Origin of the sequence: Massilia solisilvae (genome assembly GCF_024753215.1) — a bacterium.
Taxonomy (GTDB): Bacteria; Pseudomonadota; Gammaproteobacteria; order Burkholderiales; family Burkholderiaceae_D; genus Telluria; species Telluria solisilvae.
In genome coordinates this window covers 680,089-698,839 of the sequence record NZ_JANUGV010000001.1, presented here as the reverse complement: position 1 = coordinate 698,839, position 18,751 = coordinate 680,089, and the positions used below count along the sequence as shown (strand labels likewise).

Here is an 18,751-nt window from a genome sequence, read left to right as displayed (position 1 = left end):
GCCGCCGCTGCCGCGCCATCGCAACGCGCGCGGACCACACAAAGGATTGAAGGTTTATGGAAGTATCACGCGTACGGGCCCTGCGGGGTCCCAACCTCTGGAGCCACCATACCTCGGTGGAAGCCATCGTCAAGTGCACGCCCGACGAGGAATCCATCGCCGCCCTGCCCGGCTTCGAGACCCGCCTGCGCACGCGCTTCCCCCACGTCAGCCAGCTCGCGCCGACCGGCCAGGACAAGAAGGTGCCGATGGCACAGGTGCTGGAACTTGCCGCGCTCGACCTGCAGGCGCAGGCCGGCTGCCCGGTGACCTTCAGCCGCACCACGGCCACCATCGAGCCGGGCGTGTACCAGGTGGTGGTCGAGTACACCGAAGAGGAAGTCGGCCGCCTGGCGCTGGACCTTGCGCAAAAGCTGTGCGAAGCGGCGCGCGACGACACCCCCTTCGACCTGGAAGCGGCGCTCGCGCAGCTGCGCGAACTGGACGAGGATGTGCGCCTGGGCCCGTCCACCGGCTCGATCGTGCAGGCCGCGGTGGCGCGCGGCATCCCGTACCGCCGCCTGACCGAAGGCAGCCTGGTGATGTTCGGCTGGGGCAGCCGCCAGCGCCGCATCCAGGCCGCCGAGATGGACTGCACCGGCGCGATCGCCGAGTCGATCGCGCAGGACAAGGAACTGACCAAGAAGCTGCTGCATGCGGCCGGCGTGCCGGTGCCGCTGGGCCGCACCGTGAGCGACCCGGACGACGCCTGGGCCGCCGCGCTGGAGATCGGCCTGCCGGTGGTGATCAAGCCGAAGGACGGCAACCAGGGCAAGGGCGTGACGGTCAACGTGACCACGCGCGAGCAGCTCACCGCCGGCTTTCACACCGCGAGCGAATTCCGCGACGAGATCATGGTCGAGCGCTACCTGCCGGGCCACGACTTCCGCCTGCTGGTGGTAGGCGACAAGCTGGTGGCGGCCGCGCGGCGCGACCCGCCCTCGGTGGTGGGCGATGGCGAGCACACGGTGCGCGAACTGGTCGAGATCGTCAACAAGGACCCCCGCCGCGGCAGCGGCCACGCAACCTCGCTGACCAAGATCCGCTTCGACGACATCGCGCTGGCCAGCCTGGCCAAGCAAGGCTACAACGCCGACTCGGTGCCGCCCAAGGGCGAGCGCGTACGGCTGCGTAACAACGCCAACCTGTCCACCGGCGGCGCCGCCACCGACGTGACCGACGACGTGCATCCGGAAGTGGCGGCCCGCGCGATCGCCGCGGCCAACATGGTGGGCCTGGACATCTGCGGCGTGGACCTGGTCTGCGACAGCGTGCTCAAGCCCATCGAGGAACAAGGCGGTGGCATCGTCGAGGTGAACGCCGCGCCGGGCCTGCGCATGCACATCTCGCCCTCGTTCGGCAAGGGCCGCGCGGTGGGCGAGGCGATCATCTCGACCATGTTCAAGGACGGCGACGACGGGCGCATCCCGGTGGTGGCGGTGACCGGCACCAACGGCAAGACCACGACCGTGCGCCTGATCGCGCACCTGCTCGGCGCCTCGGGCCTGCGCACCGGCATGACCAACACCGACGGTGTGTACATCGAGGGGCGCCGCATCGACAGCGGCGACTGCAGCGGTCCGCGCAGCGCGCGCAACGTGCTGCTGCACCCGGACGTGGACGCTGCCGTGTTCGAGACCGCGCGCGGCGGCATGCTGCGCGAGGGCCTGGCCTTCGACCGCTGCCAGGTGGCGGTGGTGACCAACATCGGCGCGGGCGACCACCTGGGCCTGAACTACATCACCACGCTGGAGGACCTGAAGGTGCTCAAGCGCGTGATCGTGATGAACGTGGCGCCGGGCGGCATGGCCGTGCTCAACGCTGCCGACCCGATGGTGGCCAGCATGGCCGAGAAGACCCGCGGCGACGTCACCTTCTTTGCGCTGGACGGCACGCACCCGCCGCTGTCGATGCACCGCGCCAAAGGCAAGCGCGTGGTGTTCGTCGAGGACGGCATGCTGGTCGCGGCGCAGGGCAAGTTCGAACAGCGCCTGGCGCTTGCGGACGTGCCGCTCACCCGTGGCGGCGTGATCGGCTTCCAGGTCGAGAACGTGATGGCCGCGGTGGCCGCCGCCTGGGCGGTGAACGTGCCGTGGGACGCGATCCGCATCGGCCTTGCGACCTTCAAGGGCGAGAGCAACAACGCGCCGGGGCGCTTTAACGTGTTCGACTATCGCGGCGCGACCGTGATCGCCGACTACGGCCACAACCCGGACGCGATGCAGGCGCTGGTGAACGCGGTCGAGGCCATGCCGGCCAAGCGCCGGCTGGTCTTGATCAGCGGCGCGGGCGACCGCCGCGACGAGGACATCCGCGACCAGACCCGCATCCTGGGCGCCGCGTTCGACGACGTGCTGCTGTACCAGGACCAGTGCCAGCGCGGCCGCGCCGACGGCGAGGTGATCGCGCTGCTGCGCGAGGGCCTGGCCGGCGCCACCCGCACCAGCCATGTGGAGGAGATCAACGGCGAATTCGTCGCCATCGACCGCGCGCTCTCGCGCCTGTCCGACGGCGACCTGGCGCTGATCCTGATCGACCAGGTGGACGAGGCGCTGGCGCACATCGCCAGGCGCGTGGCCGAAGGCTGACCCGCAGCCAGGCAAGCGAATTTACCAACGTCATCCCCGCGAAGGCGGGGACCCATAGGCCGCGTGACAATACGCGGAGCATGGGTTCCCGCCTGCGCGGGAACGACGGCGGTTTAAAAGGCAGAGGCCCGCTCGCGCGGGCCCCTGCCTCCCCCGATGCCAGCCGGCGCTGACGCCGACCGAACAACGTCCCATCAAACCTGCCGGCGGCGGCGCAGCGCGCCCATGCCGATCAGGCCAAGTCCCACGATCGCCACCGTGGCCGGCTCCGGCACTTCCGCGACAGTGCCGCTCGTGATGTCGAGCCAGGCGCCAAAATACTGGAGCGGATCGCCCCTGCGCGTATCCTGCACGAACAGCGTCCAGTTGCCGAACATGTCCAGACCATCGAACACGGAAGGCGCCTGCACCGGCGCGTAGGAGCCCGCGCGCATCTTGCCGCCAGCGGCCGTCGATGCCTCATCGTCGAAGGTCAGCTGAATGCGGCCCAGGCCCGGGGTGTTGCCGTTGCTGAACGTGTTCTTTTGAACGAGACTGACCGGCTGGCCGTTCGGGCCCGTGAGCGAAAACACGATCTCGCTGTCGAACGAATTGCCGCGCCCGATGCAATTGTTGTTCGCGTCCAGCAGCGGCCCGTCGGCGCCGTTGTTGTCGCATTTGGCGAAATCGACCGTCAGGTTCAGGTCCTGGATCGTCCCATGCGAGGTGACCGTGAGCGTGCGGTTACCCGAAGAGCCGTCGAAGATCGCGCCATCCGAATTGGATGCCACCACCGTCGCCTGGGCGTGCGCCCCGGCTGCCACCAGCACGCTGGCAATCACTGATTTCAATACCTTGGTTTTCATTGTTGTTGTCCTTTTTTCTGGGTGGTCCACTGTTGGGTTAAGCGCCTGACACTTAGCAGGAACCGTGCCAAAAATTTGAAACCCAGCAATATCAATAACTTAGCCAAGTGGTCGCAGCTTTTTTGCCACCGCATGTAAAAAAATTCGACAAGGAAAACGTGAAACCGGCAAGCTCGGCCCTCTGGCGAGCAGGACCGATCGCGGTAAAATGGCGCCCTTGGCTTGCAACCTGCTCTGCCGTACTACACAACGAGAAATGACCACTGTCCCGAACGAGATCAACGCCGCCGCGGCAAAGAGCAGCGCGACGGAAAAACATACGCCCATGATGGCCCAATATCTTCGGATAAAAGCGAACTATCCGACAATGCTGGTGTTCTACCGCATGGGCGACTTCTACGAGCTGTTCTTCGACGACGCCGAGAAGGCGGCGCGCATCCTCGGCATCACGCTCACTGCGCGCGGTTCGTCGAACGGCGTGCCGATCAAGATGGCCGGCGTGCCCTTCCACTCGCTCGACCCCTACCTGGCCAAGCTGGTGCGCATGGGAGAGTCGTGCGCGATCTGCGAGCAGATCGGCGACCCGGCCACCAGCAAAGGCCCGGTGGAGCGCAAGGTGGTGCGGGTGGTCACGCCCGGCACCCTGACCGATGCCGACCTGTTGCCCGAAAAAGCGGAGCGCCCGCTGCTGGCGGTGTGCACGCTCACCCAGCGCAAGGTGTCCACCTGCGGCCTGGCCTGGCTGTCGCTGGCGTCGGGCGCGCTCAAGCTGATGGAATTCTCCGGCGACGCGCGCACGGTGGGCGTACGCCTGGCGCAGGAGCTCGAGCGCATTGCGCCGGCCGAGGTGCTGCGCGCCGACGATGACAGCGACCTGTTCGCGGACAGCCCGATCGGGCACACCCAGCACGTGCCGGAGTGGCACTTCGACGTGGTCAAGGGCCACAAGGCGCTGCTCGACCAGCTGGCGGTGGCCACCCTCTCGGGCTATGGCGCCGACGGCCTGGGCGCGGCGTTCGGGGCGGCCGGCGCACTGCTGCGCTACGCCCAATCGACGCAGGGCCGCGGGCTGCAGCACGTGAAGAGCCTGGCGGTCGAAAGCGAGAACGAATTCATCGGGCTGGACGCGGCCACGCGCCGCAACCTGGAACTGACCGAGACGATCCGCGGGCAGGAGTCGCCCACGCTGTTTTCGCTGCTGGACCACTGCCGCACCGCGATGGGCTCGCGCCTGCTGCGCCACTGGCTGCACCACGCAAAGCGCGACCAGGCGGTGGCACACTCGCGCCACCAGGCGCTGCAGGCGCTGATCGAGCGCGACGCCGCCGGCAGCCTGCTGGCGACGCTGTCGCAGGTGCCGGACATCGAGCGCATCACCACCCGCGTGGCGCTGCTGTCGGCGCGCCCGCGCGACCTGGCCAGCCTGCGCGACGGCCTGAAGCAGTTGCCGGCGCTGCGCGCACAGGTGGCGCAGTGCTTCATCCCGGGCGACACCTGCCTGCTGCACGACATCCACGCCGCGCTGGCCACGCCGGATGCCTGCCTGGACCTGCTGGCGCGCGCGATCGCCGAGGAGCCGGCGGCCATGGTGCGCGACGGCGGCGTGTTCGCGCGCGGCTTTGACGCCGAGCTGGACGAGCTGCGCGCCCTGTCCGAGAACGCCGGCCAGTTCCTGGTGGACCTGGAATCGCGCGAACGCGCCCGTACCGGCATCGCCAATCTGCGCGTCGAGTACAACAAGGTGCACGGCTTTTACATCGAGGTCACCAACGGCCAGGCCGACAAGGTGCCCGAGGACTACCGCCGCCGCCAGACGCTCAAGAACGCCGAGCGCTACATCACGCCCGAACTGAAGGCGTTCGAGGACAAGGCCCTGTCGGCACAGGACAAGGCGCTGGCGCGCGAGAAGCTGCTGTACGACCAGTTGCTGGCCGACCTGGCCCCGTTCATCGGCCAGCTGCAGTCGATCGCGCGCGGGCTGGCGCAAATCGACACGCTGGCCGCGCTGGCCACGCACGCCGTGCGCAGCAACTGGTGCGCGCCGGCGCTCGTGGAGGAGCCGTGCCTGGACATCGTCGAAGGCCGCCACCCGGTGGTCGAGAACCAGATCGAGCGCTTCATCGCCAACTCGTGCCGGCTGACGGACGACAAGCGGCTCTTGCTCATCACCGGCCCCAACATGGGCGGTAAATCAACCTTCATGCGCCAGGTCGCGCTGATCACGCTCTTGGCCTACGTGGGCAGCTTTGTGCCGGCCGCCAGCGCCACCATCGGCCCGATCGACCGCATTTTCACCCGCATCGGCGCCTCCGACGACCTGGCCAACGGCCGTTCGACCTTCATGGTGGAGATGACCGAATCGGCCGCCATCCTCAACGGCGCTACCGACCGCTCGCTGGTGCTGATGGACGAAGTCGGCCGCGGCACCTCGACCTTCGACGGCCTGGCGCTGGCGTGGGCGATCGCGCGCCACCTGATCGAGACCAGCCGCAGCTTCACGCTGTTCGCCACCCACTACTTCGAGCTCACCCAGCTGCCGGAAGCCCACCCGAGCGCGGTCAACGTGCACCTGTCGGCGGTCGAGCACAAGGACAGCATCGTGTTCCTGCATGCGGTGCAGGACGGGCCCGCCTCGCAGAGCTACGGCCTGCAGGTGGCGCAGCTGGCGGGCGTGCCGCCGGGCGTGATCCGCGCCGCGCGCCGTCACCTGGCGCGGCTGGAGGCGCAGGCGGTGGATGGCGCCTCGCAGATGGACCTGTTTGCTCCGCCGCCGTGCGTGGAGCCCGAGGACGAGGCGGCGGCCGCCGCGCCCGCAGCCGACGCCGTGCGCGAGGCGCTGGACGCGATCGATCCCGACGCGCTGACCCCACGCGAGGCGCTGGAACGGCTCTACGAACTGAAACGCCTGGCCGCCTGATGCAACTGTTGTCCCGGTCCCTGCTGCTGTCCTGCGCGCTGCTGACGCTGTCCGCCAGCGCCGCGCCCAAGCGCGACGACGGGCAGCGCTTTGCGGTGATCGGGCACAGCTTCATCTCCGGCGGCGAAGAACACCTGAAGGCGGCGATCGCGGAAACCAGCGAGAAGTCGCTCGCGTTCGTGGTGGTGGCCGGGATCAAGGGCGTGCAGGAAGGCTGCGTGGACAAGCTGTACCAGCAGCGGCGCGAGCTCATCGACAACGCGCGGCGGCCGATGGTGGTGCTGCCCGCGGCCAGCGACTGGACCGAGTGCAAGAACTCGGCGGGCCGCTCGAACGCGATCGAGCGCCTGGCGCGCCTGCGCGAGCTGTTCTACGCCGAGCAGCAGTCGCTGGGAGAAAAGAAGATCGCGCTCACGCGCCAGTCGATGAGCCCGCGCTTTCGCAGCTATGCCGAGAACGCGCACTGGGAGGTGGGCAAGGTGCTGTACGCCACGATCAACCTTCCCTCCAACAACAATCACTACCTGCCCGCGGCCGGGCGCAACAGCGAGTACGAGGACAGGCTGGTGGCCAACCGGTTCTGGCTCAATCGCCTGTTCGCGATCGCCAGGAGCGACAAGGTCGAGGCGATCGTGCTGTTCTCGGAAGGCGACCTGAAGCCGTTCTCGGAGCCGACCGGGCTGCGCGCGCTGCTTCGGCGCGCGCCGGCGGGGCATGACGGCTTCGCCGAGCCTCGCCGGCAGGTGCTGGCGCTGGCGCAGAAATTTGCGGGCAAGGTGCTGCTGGTCGATAGTGCGGGGCTGCCGAAAGGGGCAAAGCCCGGCATCGAGTGGCGCGGGAATGTGGGGCACCTGTCGGTGGGGCCGGGCGCGCTGGAGGTGCGCGTGCAAACCAATGGGGAACCGAAGTTCGCCGTCAAGGACGCGGCCGACTAAGCTGGCGATTGTCCGTAGGGTGGGCGGGTCTCCCGCCCACACGTTCAGCCAGCGTGTGATAAGCCGCGCGGGCCGTCACGCCGGGTTTGAACGCGTGGGCAGACGAGCTGCCCACCCTGCCTGCCGGCGGCGCGTGCTCTTACTGCAGCGGGTGGCTGCGGAAGTGGTCGCCCGGCTCGCTGTCGTCGAGCTCCTGGTGGCCGTGCTCTTCGTGGTGGTGGCCATGCGCGCCGTGCACGTGCTCGTGCGCGATCTCTTCCGGCGTGGCCGCGCGCACGTCGATCACCGACAGCTCGAAGCGCAGCGCCATGCCGGCCAGCGGGTGGTTCCCGTCCAGCACCACCTTGTCTTCCGCGATTTCGGTCACGGTGAAGATGGTCGGCTCGTCGTCCGGGTCGCCGCCCTCGGCCATGCCTTCGAACTGCATACCCACTTCGATCGGCCCGGGCAGGCGATCCTTCGGCTCGACCTTGATCAGGGCCGGGTCGTAGTCGCCGAACGCGTCTTCCGGCTCGATCTGGATGACCGACGAATAGCCGACATCCTTGCCGTCCAGTTCTTCCTCGATCTTGGGCAGCGTGTTCTCGTACCCGCCGTGCAGGTACACCATCGGCTGGGTGCCTTCTTCGATCAGGTTGTTCTGGGCGTCCGACAGGCGGTAGTTGACCGTCACGACCGTGTTCTTGGCAATCTTCATCGCACATCCTTTCGTTGTAAGCAGCGGATTATACCCCCTGCCCCGCTTTGCCCCTGTCCGGCGACGGTTATAATGAATCCATGCAAAAACTACAGCTCCTTGGCAATCTCACGCCCGCCCAGTTCCTGCGCGATTACTGGCAAAAGAAACCCCTGCTGATCCGGCAGGCTATCCCCAATTTCAAACCGCTGCTCAAGTTCGAGAAACTGGCCGAACTGGCGCGCCAGAACCACGTCGAGTCGCGCCTGCTCACGCACGCGAACGGCGATTGGAATTTGCAGCACGGCCCGCTGGCCGAACTGCCGTCACGCGAGCGGCGCGAGTGGACCATGCTGGTGCAGGGCGTGAACCTGTACGACGCGCGCGTGGACGCGCTGCTGCGCCAGTTCCGCTTCGTGCCGCAGACCCGGCTGGACGACCTGATGATCAGCTTTGCCACCGACGGCGGCGGCGTCGGCCCGCACTACGATTCGTACGACGTGTTCCTGCTGCAGGCGCACGGCAAGCGCCGCTGGCGCATCAGCAAGGGCGGCGACCAGACCCTGGTCGACGGCCTGCCGGTCAAGATCCTCGCCAACTTCGAGCCGGACGAAGAGTACGTGCTCGAGCCGGGCGACATGCTGTACCTGCCGCCGCTGTACAACCACGACGGCATCGCCGAGGGCGAGTGCATGACCTACTCGGTGGGCTTCAGGGTGCCGAATTTCCAGGAGCTGGGCGAGAACTTCCTGCAGTTCATGGCCGACTCGATCGACCTGCCGGGGCTGTACACCGACCCTGCGCTCAAGCCTGCCACCAAGCCGGCCGAGATCCCGGCCGACATGCTGGCCACCGTCACCGAGGAACTGAACAAGGTGCGCTGGGACGAAGAGGACGTGGCCATCTTCCTCGGCGAGTACATGTCCGAGCCGAAGCACAACGTGTTCTTCACGCCGCCGGCCAAGCCGCTGGCGATCGGCCGCTTCCTCGAATCGGCCGAAAAGCGCGGCGTGAAGCTGTCGCTCAAGACCCAGATGCTCTACCGCGGCAAGCATGTGTTCATCAACGGCGAGTCGTTCCAGGCCGGGCGCGCCGACAAGCCGGCACTGGCCCTGCTGGCCGACGAGCGCGCGCTCGATGGCGCCGCGATCGCCAGCGCCACCGAGGACGTGCGCGACGCGCTGTACACCTGGTACCACGACGGTTGGCTTGAACTTGCCTGATACGGGAGAGACGCGATGACGGAACCGCAGCTGCTGCCAGTGACCACCCACGCCGAGTTCGACGCGCGCTTTCGCGATTGCCTCGCGCGGGCGCACGTGACGCTGCAGCTGTTCGATCCGGACTTCGCGGTCTTCCCGCTGGGCGACAGCGGCGTGGATGCGGCGCTGCGCGCTTTCCTGCACGGCAGCGGCACGCTGCAGCTGGCGGCCCACTCCACGGCCCACATCGAGCGCCATTACCCGCGCTTTTTGCGCCTGCTGCGCGATTATTCGCACCGCGTCGAGTGCCGGGTCACCAACAGCGTGCTGCACCAGCTCACGGACTCGTTCTGCATCGCCGACGGCATCCATGTGCTCAGGCGCTTCCACAGCGACCATATCCGCGGCCAGGCCGCGTTCGACGCGCCCGGCGCTGCCGAGATTCCGAAGCAGCGCTTTGCCGCCATCTGGGCCGAATCTTATGTTGCACTGCAACCAACGGCAACCGGCTTGTAATCCTTATCGTTCTACTACTGGTGATGGCGCATTGTGCAACGCAGTAGCATCTTGTAACAAAATGAATGTTGCGGTGTCACAAAAACCTGCCATGTTAGCATCGTTTCCTATTGCGATTCAGTAAATTTGGCTATAACATATCCTGTTAGGAACGTTTCGTTGTCTGTCGGGCACTATTTAGCGTTTTGAAAGCTGACGAGAATTCCTGACGAGCGATAATTACCGGTAATTATTCATCGCACCAAGCAGTACTTACTTTTGAATTAATTAAGGAAAACCCATGAAAAAATCCCTGCTGATCGTCTCCCTGTTGGCTGTTGCTCTGGCTGCTTGCAGCAAAAAAGAAGAAGCTCCTGCTGCTCCGGCACCGGTGGTCGAGGCTGCTCCGGCTGCTGCTCCGGCCGCTGCTCCGGCTGACGCTGCTGCTCCGGCTGCTGCTGCAGCTTCGGACGCTGCTGCTGCCGCTTCGGCTGCTGCTTCGGCCGCTTCGGAAGCCGCTTCGGCTGCTGCTGCCGCTGCTCCGGCTGCTTCGAAGTAATCAGCTTTTCCTGATTAAGAAACCGGCCTTCGGGCCGGTTTTTTTTCGTCCGTACGCCCGGCGCCGCGTAAGATTGACGCTTGCCTGGCATGCCTTGAAGAGGTAGCAGATGAACAAATCGATGGTGGCATTATTGCTGCTCGCCGCAGCACCCGTTTTCGCCCAGCAGGCCACGCCTGAGCGCCAGGCCGAGGTGGCGCGGCGCGGAGCCCAGGTGATGCCGTTCGAGCTCGCTGCGACCACCCACTTGTTCACGACGACGCAGAATGGCGGCGTGCAGCGGGTGGTGGCAAAGGATCCGTCAGACGCGCGCCAAACGGGCCTGGTACGCGCGCACTTGCGCGACATTGCGCGGCAATTCAAAGATGGGAATTTCTCGGCGCCTGCGCGCATCCATGGCGATGCGATGCCGGGGCTGGCGCGGCTGAAGGCAGCAGCGCCGGGGCAGGTGCAGGTTGAGTACCGCGAGGTCGATGGCGGGGCCGAACTGGTGTACCGCAGCGACGATCCGCAGCTGGTGACGGCATTGCACGAATGGTTCGGCGCGCAGCTGGCCGACCACGGCAAGGATGCGATGTCCGGGCACCATCACCACTAGCGCCCGTCGTCCCGGCGTTCGCAGCGACGACGGGAAATGAAAAACCGGCCATGCAGGCCGGTTTTTTTATTCAACGCGCTTTTTATTTCAGCTCGTCGTTCAGGAGCTTCAGGATCTTCGCGCCGGTCGGCGTGGTGACCGGCTTGCCCTCGTTGGTCAGCACGGTGACGTCGCTGCTGGCGCCGCCCTGCGCGCCTTTGACCAGCACGCGGTAGCGCTGCGCTTCCTTGGCCTTGTCGTCGCTGCCGAAGCTGAGCAGCTTGGAGAAGAAGCCCTGCTTGTCCGCGCCTTCCGGATCGACGTAGCGCACGAAGTAGATGCCCTGCACGCGGTCGCGGTCCTCGACCGTGAAGCCCAGGCGGTCCAGCGCCAGACCCACCCGGCGCCATGCGCGGTCAAAGCCTTCGTCCACTTCCACATGGTCCACCAGCAGCTTGGCGTGCTGTGGTGCCGGCGCGGCGCTGTTGACCACCGCTTCGGCCGCCTTCACGGAGCTAGCGCCGGTCAGGCGCGCCATCAGGCGGGCCAGGAAGATGGCTTCGAGCTGCGGGTCGTTGGCGCGGGTGGTCCAGGCGGTGCCGCCCTCTTTCTGCACGACTTCCTCGGCGCCGCGGTGGCTCAGGTAGATCTCGGTCGAGCCATCCGGCAGGCGCTCGAGGCGCGTGCGGAACTTGTCGCGCTCGCCGGTCGAATAGGCCGAGTCAAACACCTTGCCGATCGCGTTGCGGATGAAGTCTTGCGGGATCTTCGCGCGGTTCTCGGCCCAGTTGGTTTCCATGGTGCCGGCCGCCGGATTTTCGGTTTCGACGGTGAAGCCCGAATCGGCCCAGAAGTCCTTCAGCTGCGGCCACAGCTGCTCGGGGCTGGCCTTGACCACCAGCCAGCGCTGGTTGCCGGCGCGCTCGACGCGCACCTTGTCGGTCGAGACCGGGCTGATCTGCTCGGTGGCAGCGGCCACGGTTGCCGGGCCGGCCTGCTGCAGACCCGAAGCGGTGGCCACGCCACGGCCGTCGGGAATGGCGTAACGATTGTCCTTCTGCAGCTGGGTCAGGTCCGGCGGCACGTCCAGCGGAGCGGCTTTCTTGGCCGCCTTGTAGTCCACCTTGTCCGACTCGAACACAGTGGTGCAGGCAGCCAGGCTGAGCGCGAGCACGGACAGCGTCAGCGCACGCACGGCAGGTTGGGAGGCCAGGGGCTTGTTCTTTGCAATAGTCATATCGTTACTGGGTTGGGGCCCGTGCGGGCTCAGGACTTCAGAGAGATGCCAGCTTCGCGCAGGGCGCCGCGCACCACGTCGTGGAACTGGGCCGACAGCGGCGCGAGCGGCAGGCGAATGCCAGACGGCATCATACCCATTTCCGCCAGCGCCCACTTGACCGGCACCGGGTTCGGCTCGACGAACAACTTGTTGTTCAGGCCGAGCAGGCGGTTGTTGAGCTCGATGGCGCGCGGGATGTCGCGGGACATCGCGGCCACGCACATCTCGTGCATCAGGCGCGGGGCAACGTTGGCGGTGACCGAGATGTTGCCCGAGGCGCCGCAGAACATCAGCGCCATGGCGGTGGCGTCGTCGCCGGAATAGACGGCGAAATTGTCCGGGACCGCCTTGAGCAGTTCCAGGCCGCGGCCGATGTTGCCGGTCGCGTCCTTGATGCCGATGATGTTGTCCACCGGCGCCAGGCGCAGGATGGTGTCGTTGCTCATGTCGGCCACGGTGCGGCCCGGCACGTTGTACAGGATCACCGGCAGGTCCACCGCTTCGGCGATGGCCTTGAAGTGGCGGTACATGCCTTCCTGGGTCGGACGGTTATAGTACGGAACCACCTGCAGCGAGGCGTCGGCACCGACGTCCTTGGCGTGGCGGGTGAGCGCGATCGCCTCGGCGGTCGAATTGCCGCCGGTGCCGGCGATCACGGGGATGCGCCCTGCGGTGTGTTCCACTGCCAGCTTGACCAGCTCGCAATGCTCTTCGGGAGAGACGGTGGCCGATTCGCCGGTCGTGCCGACGATCACCATCGCATCGGTGCCTTCCGCAACATGCCAGTCGATCAGCTTGCGCAGGCCGTCCTTGTCGAGACTGCCGTCTTCGAACATCGGAGTGACGATGGCTACTATGCTGCCCTTAATCATATTCAAGACCGTGCCGGTAAATAAAAATTGGATTGTAGCGGATAGCCTGCCGTTATGGTTGCTTCCGCTGAGATAAATGGTCGAGTTTTGCGTCGCTCCATGCATATGCCGGGCCTGCTGCGCACAGGCGCTGCACGCGCGCCGGCTTGGGCTCTTCCGTGACCCCGTCTTCAAAAGCGATCACGCGCAAGCCCCCTTCCCTTGCATGTTCGGGCAGCTCGCCCGCGCTCAGCAGGAACAGCGGGTTCGACGGCTTGCCGAACACTTCATTGCCAACTGCAAAGGTCTCGTAAATCAGAACCCCGCCCGGGGCGAGCGAGGCCGTCAACGAACGCATCAGGGGCCGATGCAGGTAGTTGGTGACGACGATGCCGGCAAAGCGGCCGGCCTCGAACGGCCACGCAGCGCCTTGGGCCTCGAGGTCGTATTCCATGGTCCGGATGCCGGGGCCGGCCGCGGCTGCCAGCGCCTGCGGGTCGCGGTCCAGCGCCAGCACCGGGTGGCCAAGCGCGGCCAGCAGGCGCGCATGACGGCCGCTGCCGCAGGCAAGGTCGAGCACCTCGCCCGGCGGCACCAGCGGCGCCCAGCGGCGCACCCAGGACGACGGCGTATCCATCAGCTGTAGTCCAGCCCCATGGCCTCGCGCACGTCGCGCATGGTTTCCTGGGCCAGCTTCCTGGCCTTCTCGCAGCCGTCGGCCACGATCGCGCGCACCAGCGAGGGGTCGTCCAGGTATTGCTGCGCACGCTCGCGCATCGGTTCCTGTTCGGCCAGCACGGCGTCCACCACCGGCTGCTTGCACTCCAGGCAGCCGATGCCGGCGCTGGTGCAGCCCTTCATCACCCAGTCCTTCGTCTGCTCATCCGAATACACCTGGTGCAGCTGGAACACCGGGCACTTGAGCGGATCGCCGGCATCGCTGCGGCGTACCCGCGCCGGGTCGGTTGGCATGGTGCGGATTTTCTTGGTGACCGATTCGCGGTCCTCGCGCAGCGTGATGGCGTTGCCGTAGCTCTTGGACATCTTGCGGCCATCCAGGCCCGGCAGGCGCGACGCCTCGGTCAGCTTGACCTGCGGCTCGACCAGGATGATCTTGCGGCTGCCTTCGAGGTAGCCGAACAGGCGCTCACGGTCGATGTTCGACAGGCTGCCCGCCTCGTCCAGCATGGCCTGGGCCTGCGCCAGCGCGTCTTCCTTGCCCTCCTGCTGGAAAGCGGTGCGCAGCTCGGTATAGAGCTTGGCGCGCTTGCTGCCCAGCTTCTTGACCGCTTCCAGCGCCTTTTCCTCGAAGCCCGGCTCCTTGCCGTACAGGTGGTTAAAGCGGCGCGCGATCTCGCGCATCATCTCGATGTGCGGGATCTGGTCCTCGCCCACCGGCACTTGCGTGGCGCGGTAGATCAGCACGTCGGCCGCCTGCAGCAGCGGGTAGCCGAGGAAGCCGTAGGTGGCCAGGTCGCGGCTGGACAGGTTTTCGATCTGGTCCTTGTAGGTCGGCACGCGCTCGAGCCAGCCGAGCGGCGTGGCCATCGACAGCAGCAGGTGCAACTCGGCGTGCTCGGGCACCTTGGACTGAATGAAGATGGTCGACTGCGACGGGTCGATGCCAGCCGCCAGCCAGTCGATCACCATGTCCCAGGTGCTCTTCTCGATGATGGTCGGGTCGTCGTAGTGGGTGGTCAGCGCGTGCCAGTCGGCCACGAAGAACAGGCAAGGCAGCTCGGACTGCATACGGATCCAGTTTTTCAGGGCTCCGTGGTAGTGGCCAAGGTGCATGGCGCCGGTGGGGCGCATACCGGAAACGACGCGATCGGGATACATAATGAGGTCAGGTGAGGATGAGTTGCAGAGGGCTGGCGATCAGGTTGATCAGGCCGTAACCGAGGTTCGACACGCCGGCCAGCCAGAAGTCGAGCACATGGGTCACGAGCAGCGCCATGACGATGAAAAAGCCGTACGGTTCGAGCTGCGCGAACTGGTAGCCCAGGCGCGGCGGCAGGATGCTGGTGACCACGCGGCCGCCGTCCAGCGGCGGGATCGGCACCAGGTTCAGCGCGAAGAAGATCAGGTTGATGCGAATGCCGGCGCGCGAGACTTCGAACAAGAAGCCGTCCGGGCCGCTGTAGGCCGCGACCACCAGGCCGACGATCAGCCAGCCCAGGGCCATCAGCAGGTTCGAGCCGGGGCCGGCAATGGCGACGAAGGCCGACTGCTTGCGCGGGTTGCGCAGGTTGCCGAAATTGACGGGCACCGGCTTGGCGTAGCCGAACATGAAGCTGCCGTGGCTGATGAAGTACAGCAGCAGCGGCATGAGCACCGTGCCGACCGGGTCGATGTGCTTGAACGGGTCCAGGCTCACGCGGCCGGCGACGTAGGCGGTCTTGTCCCCGAAGTAATTGGCGACGTATCCGTGGGCAGCTTCGTGCAGGGTGATCGCGAAGAGAAGAGGCAGCGCGTAGACTGCGATGGTGCGTATGAGTTCATCCATAAAGGGGGATTCTATCAGAGGCGGCGCGGCGGCAGCCGGGGAACAGGCCGGCGGCCCTCGCACGTCGTCCCCGCGAAGGCGGGACCCATGCTGAGTTCACCGGCCTGCGGCGAGTTTTCGACTACACAGCGTGTCTATGGGTCCCCGCCTCCGCGGGGACGACGGTTGGCTCAGAGGCCGAAGGCGGCGGCGTCGCCCCTGCCCTGGCGCACCAGCTCGGGCGCCGGCCCGGTCAGGTCGATGACGGTGGTGGGCTCCAGCGTGCCGGCGCCGCCGTCGATTACCAGGTCGATCTGCTTGCCCAGGCGCTCCTGCACCTCGTCCGGGTCGGACAGCATGTGTTCGTCGCCGGGCAGCTGCAGCGTGGTGCCGATCACCGGCTCGCCCAGCTCTTCGAGCAGCGCCAGCAGGATGCGGTTCTCGGGCACGCGCAGGCCGATGGTCTTGCGCGACGGGTGCGACAGGCGGCGCGGCACTTCGCGTGTGGCTTCCAGGATCACCGTGTACGGCCCGGGCGTGGTGGCCTTGAGCAGGCGGTACTGCTGGTTGTCCACGCGCGCGTACTGCGCGATTTCGGACAGGTCGCGGCACAGCAGCGTCAGGTGGTGCTTCTCGTCCACGCCACGGATCCGGCGCAGGCGCTCGACGGCGGCCTTGTCGTCCAGCCGGCACACCAGTGCGTACGCCGAATCGGTGGGCACGGCGACGATGCCGCCGCTCCGGATGATCTCCGCGGATTGCTTGACCAGCCGGGGCTGGGGATTGTCGGGGTGGATCTCGAAAAACTGGCTCATTCAAACCCTTCTTTACCGTAGGGTGGGCAGGTTTCTGCCCACGCGTTCAGCTCAAGTCCGCGTCATCGCTCGCTTATCAGTGCGATGGCGCTGGTCGAACGCGTGGGCAGGAAAACCTGCCCACCCTACGAGATTAACGCAGCTGCTGCAGCGCCGCGATACGCTCTTCCAGCGGGGGGTGGCTGGCAAACAGCGCGCCCCAGCCGCTGCCGCCGCCCGCGATGCCGAACGCCTGCATCGATTGCGGCAGGTCGGCCGAGTGCATTTGCCCCAGGCGGGCGAGCGCGTGCTGCATCGGCAAGGTGCTGTTCAACAGGCGCGCGGAGCCGGCGTCGGCGCGGAACTCGCGGTAGCGCGAGAACCAGGCCACGATCATCGAGGCCACCAGGCCGAACACGATCTCGCACACGAACACGCTGATCATATAACCGATGCCCGGGCCGCGGCGCTCGTCATTCCCGCGCAGCAGCACCTGGTCCACGAAGAAGCCGACCACGCGCGACAGGAACACGACAAAGGTGTTGACCACGCCCTGGATGAGCGTGAGCGTGACCATGTCGCCGTTGGCGATGTGCGCCACCTCGTGGCCGAGCACGGCCTCCACTTCCTCGCGGTTCATGCCGGTGAGCAGGCCCGTGGACACGGCCACCAGCGCCGAATCCTTGAACGCGCCGGTGGCAAATGCGTTCGGCTCGCCCTCGTACACCGCCACTTCGGGCATGCCGATGCCGGCGCGCTGGGCCAGGCCCTGCACGGTGTTGACGAGCCACAGCTCGGTCGAGTTGGCGGGCTGCTCGATCACGCGCGCGCCGGTCGACCACTTGGCCATCGGCTTACTCATGAGCAGGGAAATGATCGAGCCGGTGAAACCGACCACCAGCGAGAACACCAGCAGCGCGCCCAGGTTGTTCGGCCCGACGGTGCGGCCGATGCCCAGCACGTTCAGGACGATCGACAAGACCAGCACGACCGCAAGGTTGGTCGCGAGGAACAGAATGATGCGCTTCATGGATGCAGCCTCCGGGGCCAGGTTGGTATTAACAGGCCGCTAAGATACGGCTGCCACCCGGAAAATTCAAGGGCTCAGCCTTAACCGCGGCTTAAAACCAGTCGTGCCACACCGGGGTCAGGCCCGGCGGCAGCGGCGGCAGCAGCGCAAAGTCCACCCGCGCTTCGCCCGGGCCATGGAAATCGGTGCCGCGCGAAGCGAGGAAGCCGAAGCGGCGGGCGACCTCGGCATAGGTCTGGTACTGGTCCGGCGAGTGACTGCCGGTCACCACTTCGATGGCGTTGCCGCCCAACTGCCTGAACTGGTCGAACAGCGCGTCTTCGGCCACCTGGGCGAACTTGTAGCGGCCCGGGTGAGCGATGACGGGGATGCCGCCGGCGCCGCGGATCCAGCTGACGGCCTGCTCCAGCGTGGCCCAGCGGTGCGGCACGTAACCTGGCTTGCCTTCAGACAAGTACTTGCGGAACACGTCGGCGGTGGAGTCGCAGGCGCCGATCTCGACCAGGTAGCGGGCGAAGTGGGTGCGCGACATCAGGTCGGGATTGCCGACGTACTTGAGCGCGCCTTCGTAGGCGTTGTGAATGCCGACCTTTTCTAGCTGCGCGGAAATCTCGTGGCCGCGGCGGTCGCGGCCGCTGCGGGTTGCCTCCAGGCCCTTGAGCAGCGCCTCGTTGTCCTCGTCGATGTGCAGGCCGACGATGTGCACCGTCTGGCCGGCCCAGGTGATCGAGATCTCGACGCCGGACACGAAGCGCATGCCCAGCTCGCCGGCGGCCTGGCGCGCGGCCTTGATGCCATCGACTTCGTCGTGGTCGGTCAGCGCCCACACGTCCACGCCGGCCTTGCGCGCAAAGGCGGCCACATCGGCCGGCGCGAGCAGGCCGTCGGAGACGGTGGAGTGGCAGTGCAGGTCGACTTTCATCATGCATCCATTGTACGCTGCATTGGCCACCGCTACCTGTTGAGCTCGCTACGGCGGTGCTACAGTCGGGGCTTGAGAAAAGGACAAGAATGAAGACTTACCACGGGAGTTGCCATTGCGGGGAGGTGCGGTTCACGGCGGCCATCGATCTGGGCCTCGGGACGATCAAATGCAACTGCTCCATCTGCACCAAGATGCGCTGGTGGGCGGCGGTGGTGGCGCCGGAGGCGTTTCGCCTGAGCAGCACGGAACAGTTGGGCGAGTACCGCTTCCTCACCCGGCGCGACGGTCATTACTTTTGCTCGCGCTGCGGCATTCACACCCATTCGACCGGGGAGTCGGCGCGGATGGGGCAGTTCGTGGCGGTGGCGGTCGCGTGCCTGGATGATGCCACGCCGGAGGAACTGATTACGGCGCCAGTACGCTGGCTGGACGGGCGCAACGACGTCTGGGAGGCACCGCCGGCCGAAACGCGGCATTTGTAGGGTGGGCGGGTCCCCGCCCACGCGTTTAACTTGCGGCCGAGCGGACGCAATTGTGGTCATGCAGCCGGTAGC

General features: G+C 66.5%; 18 protein-coding genes. 8 read left to right on the top strand and 10 right to left on the bottom strand.

Annotated features, from left to right (window positions below; translation table 11 throughout):
• The first annotated feature begins 56 nt into the window (after positions 1-56).
• Complete coding sequence (gene cphA / locus NX773_RS03085) at positions 57-2,627, top strand: cyanophycin synthetase (protein ID WP_258854909.1); 2,571 nt, start codon at positions 57-59, stop codon at positions 2,625-2,627.
• A gap of 194 nt (positions 2,628-2,821) precedes the next feature.
• Here cphA and NX773_RS03080 read toward each other — a convergent pair whose 3' ends face one another.
• Positions 2,822-3,472, bottom strand: a complete 651-nt coding sequence (locus NX773_RS03080; protein WP_258854908.1) for a PEP-CTERM sorting domain-containing protein — start codon at positions 3,470-3,472, stop codon at positions 2,822-2,824.
• A gap of 256 nt (positions 3,473-3,728) precedes the next feature.
• On the opposite strand from NX773_RS03080, the gene mutS reads away from it, so the two are divergent.
• Both mutS and NX773_RS03070 read left to right on the top strand, forming a co-directional pair.
• Positions 3,729-6,389, top strand: a complete 2,661-nt coding sequence (gene mutS, locus NX773_RS03075) for a DNA mismatch repair protein MutS (protein ID WP_258854907.1) — start codon at positions 3,729-3,731, stop codon at positions 6,387-6,389.
• Positions 6,389-7,324: a hypothetical protein gene (locus NX773_RS03070; RefSeq protein WP_258854906.1), complete on the top strand. Its 936-nt coding sequence runs from the start codon at positions 6,389-6,391 to the stop codon at positions 7,322-7,324. The genes mutS and NX773_RS03070 overlap by 1 nt, the downstream gene beginning before the upstream one ends.
• Positions 7,325-7,463: 139 nt before the next feature.
• On the opposite strand, the gene NX773_RS03065 is transcribed toward NX773_RS03070, so the two are convergent.
• On the bottom strand, positions 7,464-8,021 hold the full coding sequence (locus tag NX773_RS03065; protein ID WP_258854905.1) for an FKBP-type peptidyl-prolyl cis-trans isomerase: 558 nt from the start codon (positions 8,019-8,021) through the stop codon (positions 7,464-7,466).
• 80 nt (positions 8,022-8,101) lie between these two features.
• Here NX773_RS03065 and NX773_RS03060 point away from each other — a divergent pair, with 80 nt between their 5' ends.
• The 4 genes from NX773_RS03060 (at position 8,102) to NX773_RS03045 (ending at position 10,854) form a co-directional block, all read left to right on the top strand.
• Positions 8,102-9,223 (top strand): ribosomal protein uL16 3-hydroxylase, encoded by a 1,122-nt coding sequence (locus tag NX773_RS03060; RefSeq protein ID WP_258854904.1) that lies wholly within the window; start codon positions 8,102-8,104, stop codon positions 9,221-9,223.
• Between the two features lie 15 nt (positions 9,224-9,238).
• Positions 9,239-9,718, top strand: coding sequence for a DUF7931 domain-containing protein (locus tag NX773_RS03055; RefSeq protein WP_258854903.1), 480 nt, complete (start codon positions 9,239-9,241; stop codon positions 9,716-9,718).
• 280 nt (positions 9,719-9,998) lie between these two features.
• Positions 9,999-10,256: a hypothetical protein gene (locus NX773_RS03050; protein ID WP_258854902.1), complete on the top strand. Its 258-nt coding sequence runs from the start codon at positions 9,999-10,001 to the stop codon at positions 10,254-10,256.
• Positions 10,257-10,365: 109 nt separating this feature from the next.
• The gene (locus NX773_RS03045; protein ID WP_258854901.1) at positions 10,366-10,854 is read left to right on the top strand and encodes an aspartate carbamoyltransferase; all 489 of its coding nucleotides are present in this window, start codon (positions 10,366-10,368) and stop codon (positions 10,852-10,854) included.
• Positions 10,855-10,936: 82 nt separating this feature from the next.
• Here the strand turns inward: NX773_RS03045 and bamC are convergent, their stop codons facing one another.
• The 8 genes from bamC to NX773_RS03005 form a co-directional block, all read right to left on the bottom strand.
• Positions 10,937-12,070, bottom strand: a complete 1,134-nt coding sequence (bamC, locus tag NX773_RS03040) for an NlpB/DapX family lipoprotein (protein WP_258854900.1) — start codon at positions 12,068-12,070, stop codon at positions 10,937-10,939.
• A 29-nt stretch (positions 12,071-12,099) separates the two neighbouring features.
• Positions 12,100-12,984 carry a 4-hydroxy-tetrahydrodipicolinate synthase gene (gene dapA, locus NX773_RS03035; RefSeq protein WP_258855833.1) on the bottom strand — a complete coding sequence of 295 codons (885 nt, stop codon included), beginning with the start codon at positions 12,982-12,984 and terminating at the stop codon, positions 12,100-12,102.
• A 52-nt stretch (positions 12,985-13,036) separates the two neighbouring features.
• Positions 13,037-13,600, bottom strand: coding sequence for a class I SAM-dependent methyltransferase (locus NX773_RS03030; protein WP_258854899.1), 564 nt, complete (start codon positions 13,598-13,600; stop codon positions 13,037-13,039).
• Positions 13,600-14,802, bottom strand: a complete 1,203-nt coding sequence (locus tag NX773_RS03025) for a tryptophan--tRNA ligase (RefSeq protein WP_258821058.1) — start codon at positions 14,800-14,802, stop codon at positions 13,600-13,602. The genes NX773_RS03030 and NX773_RS03025 overlap by 1 nt, the downstream gene beginning before the upstream one ends.
• 7 nt (positions 14,803-14,809) lie before the next feature.
• Positions 14,810-15,469: a site-2 protease family protein gene (locus NX773_RS03020; protein ID WP_258854898.1), complete on the bottom strand. Its 660-nt coding sequence runs from the start codon at positions 15,467-15,469 to the stop codon at positions 14,810-14,812.
• Between the two features lie 170 nt (positions 15,470-15,639).
• Positions 15,640-16,263, bottom strand: coding sequence for an L-threonylcarbamoyladenylate synthase (locus tag NX773_RS03015; protein WP_258821060.1), 624 nt, complete (start codon positions 16,261-16,263; stop codon positions 15,640-15,642).
• 133 nt (positions 16,264-16,396) lie between these two features.
• A complete protein-coding gene (htpX, locus tag NX773_RS03010) occupies positions 16,397-17,272 on the bottom strand; it encodes a protease HtpX (RefSeq protein ID WP_258854897.1) in 876 nt (291 codons plus the stop codon).
• 91 nt (positions 17,273-17,363) lie between these two features.
• Entirely contained in the window at positions 17,364-18,197 is an 834-nt protein-coding gene (locus NX773_RS03005) for a 3',5'-nucleoside bisphosphate phosphatase (protein WP_258854896.1), read from the bottom strand.
• 86 nt (positions 18,198-18,283) lie between these two features.
• Between NX773_RS03005 and NX773_RS03000 the strand changes: the two genes are divergently transcribed.
• Positions 18,284-18,679, top strand: coding sequence for a GFA family protein (locus tag NX773_RS03000; RefSeq protein WP_258854895.1), 396 nt, complete (start codon positions 18,284-18,286; stop codon positions 18,677-18,679).
• Positions 18,680-18,751: the final 72 nt, after the last annotated feature.

Bases quoted from the DNA above. Each gene is read 5' to 3' on its own strand.
- cphA (WP_258854909.1), top strand. From the start codon at position 57: ATGGAAGTATCACGCGTACGGGCCCTGCGGGGTCCCAACCTCTGGAGC.
- NX773_RS03080 (WP_258854908.1), bottom strand. From the start codon at position 3,472: ATGAAAACCAAGGTATTGAAATCAGTGATTGCCAGCGTGCTGGTGGCA.
- mutS (WP_258854907.1), top strand. From the start codon at position 3,729: ATGACCACTGTCCCGAACGAGATCAACGCCGCCGCGGCAAAGAGCAGC.
- NX773_RS03070 (WP_258854906.1), top strand. From the start codon at position 6,389: ATGCAACTGTTGTCCCGGTCCCTGCTGCTGTCCTGCGCGCTGCTGACG.
- NX773_RS03065 (WP_258854905.1), bottom strand. From the start codon at position 8,021: ATGAAGATTGCCAAGAACACGGTCGTGACGGTCAACTACCGCCTGTCG.
- NX773_RS03060 (WP_258854904.1), top strand. From the start codon at position 8,102: ATGCAAAAACTACAGCTCCTTGGCAATCTCACGCCCGCCCAGTTCCTG.
- NX773_RS03055 (WP_258854903.1), top strand. From the start codon at position 9,239: ATGACGGAACCGCAGCTGCTGCCAGTGACCACCCACGCCGAGTTCGAC.
- NX773_RS03050 (WP_258854902.1), top strand. From the start codon at position 9,999: ATGAAAAAATCCCTGCTGATCGTCTCCCTGTTGGCTGTTGCTCTGGCT.
- NX773_RS03045 (WP_258854901.1), top strand. From the start codon at position 10,366: ATGAACAAATCGATGGTGGCATTATTGCTGCTCGCCGCAGCACCCGTT.
- bamC (WP_258854900.1), bottom strand. From the start codon at position 12,070: ATGACTATTGCAAAGAACAAGCCCCTGGCCTCCCAACCTGCCGTGCGT.
- dapA (WP_258855833.1), bottom strand. From the start codon at position 12,984: ATGATTAAGGGCAGCATAGTAGCCATCGTCACTCCGATGTTCGAAGAC.
- NX773_RS03030 (WP_258854899.1), bottom strand. From the start codon at position 13,600: ATGGATACGCCGTCGTCCTGGGTGCGCCGCTGGGCGCCGCTGGTGCCG.
- NX773_RS03025 (WP_258821058.1), bottom strand. From the start codon at position 14,802: ATGTATCCCGATCGCGTCGTTTCCGGTATGCGCCCCACCGGCGCCATG.
- NX773_RS03020 (WP_258854898.1), bottom strand. From the start codon at position 15,469: ATGGATGAACTCATACGCACCATCGCAGTCTACGCGCTGCCTCTTCTC.
- NX773_RS03015 (WP_258821060.1), bottom strand. From the start codon at position 16,263: ATGAGCCAGTTTTTCGAGATCCACCCCGACAATCCCCAGCCCCGGCTG.
- htpX (WP_258854897.1), bottom strand. From the start codon at position 17,272: ATGAAGCGCATCATTCTGTTCCTCGCGACCAACCTTGCGGTCGTGCTG.
- NX773_RS03005 (WP_258854896.1), bottom strand. From the start codon at position 18,197: ATGATGAAAGTCGACCTGCACTGCCACTCCACCGTCTCCGACGGCCTG.
- NX773_RS03000 (WP_258854895.1), top strand. From the start codon at position 18,284: ATGAAGACTTACCACGGGAGTTGCCATTGCGGGGAGGTGCGGTTCACG.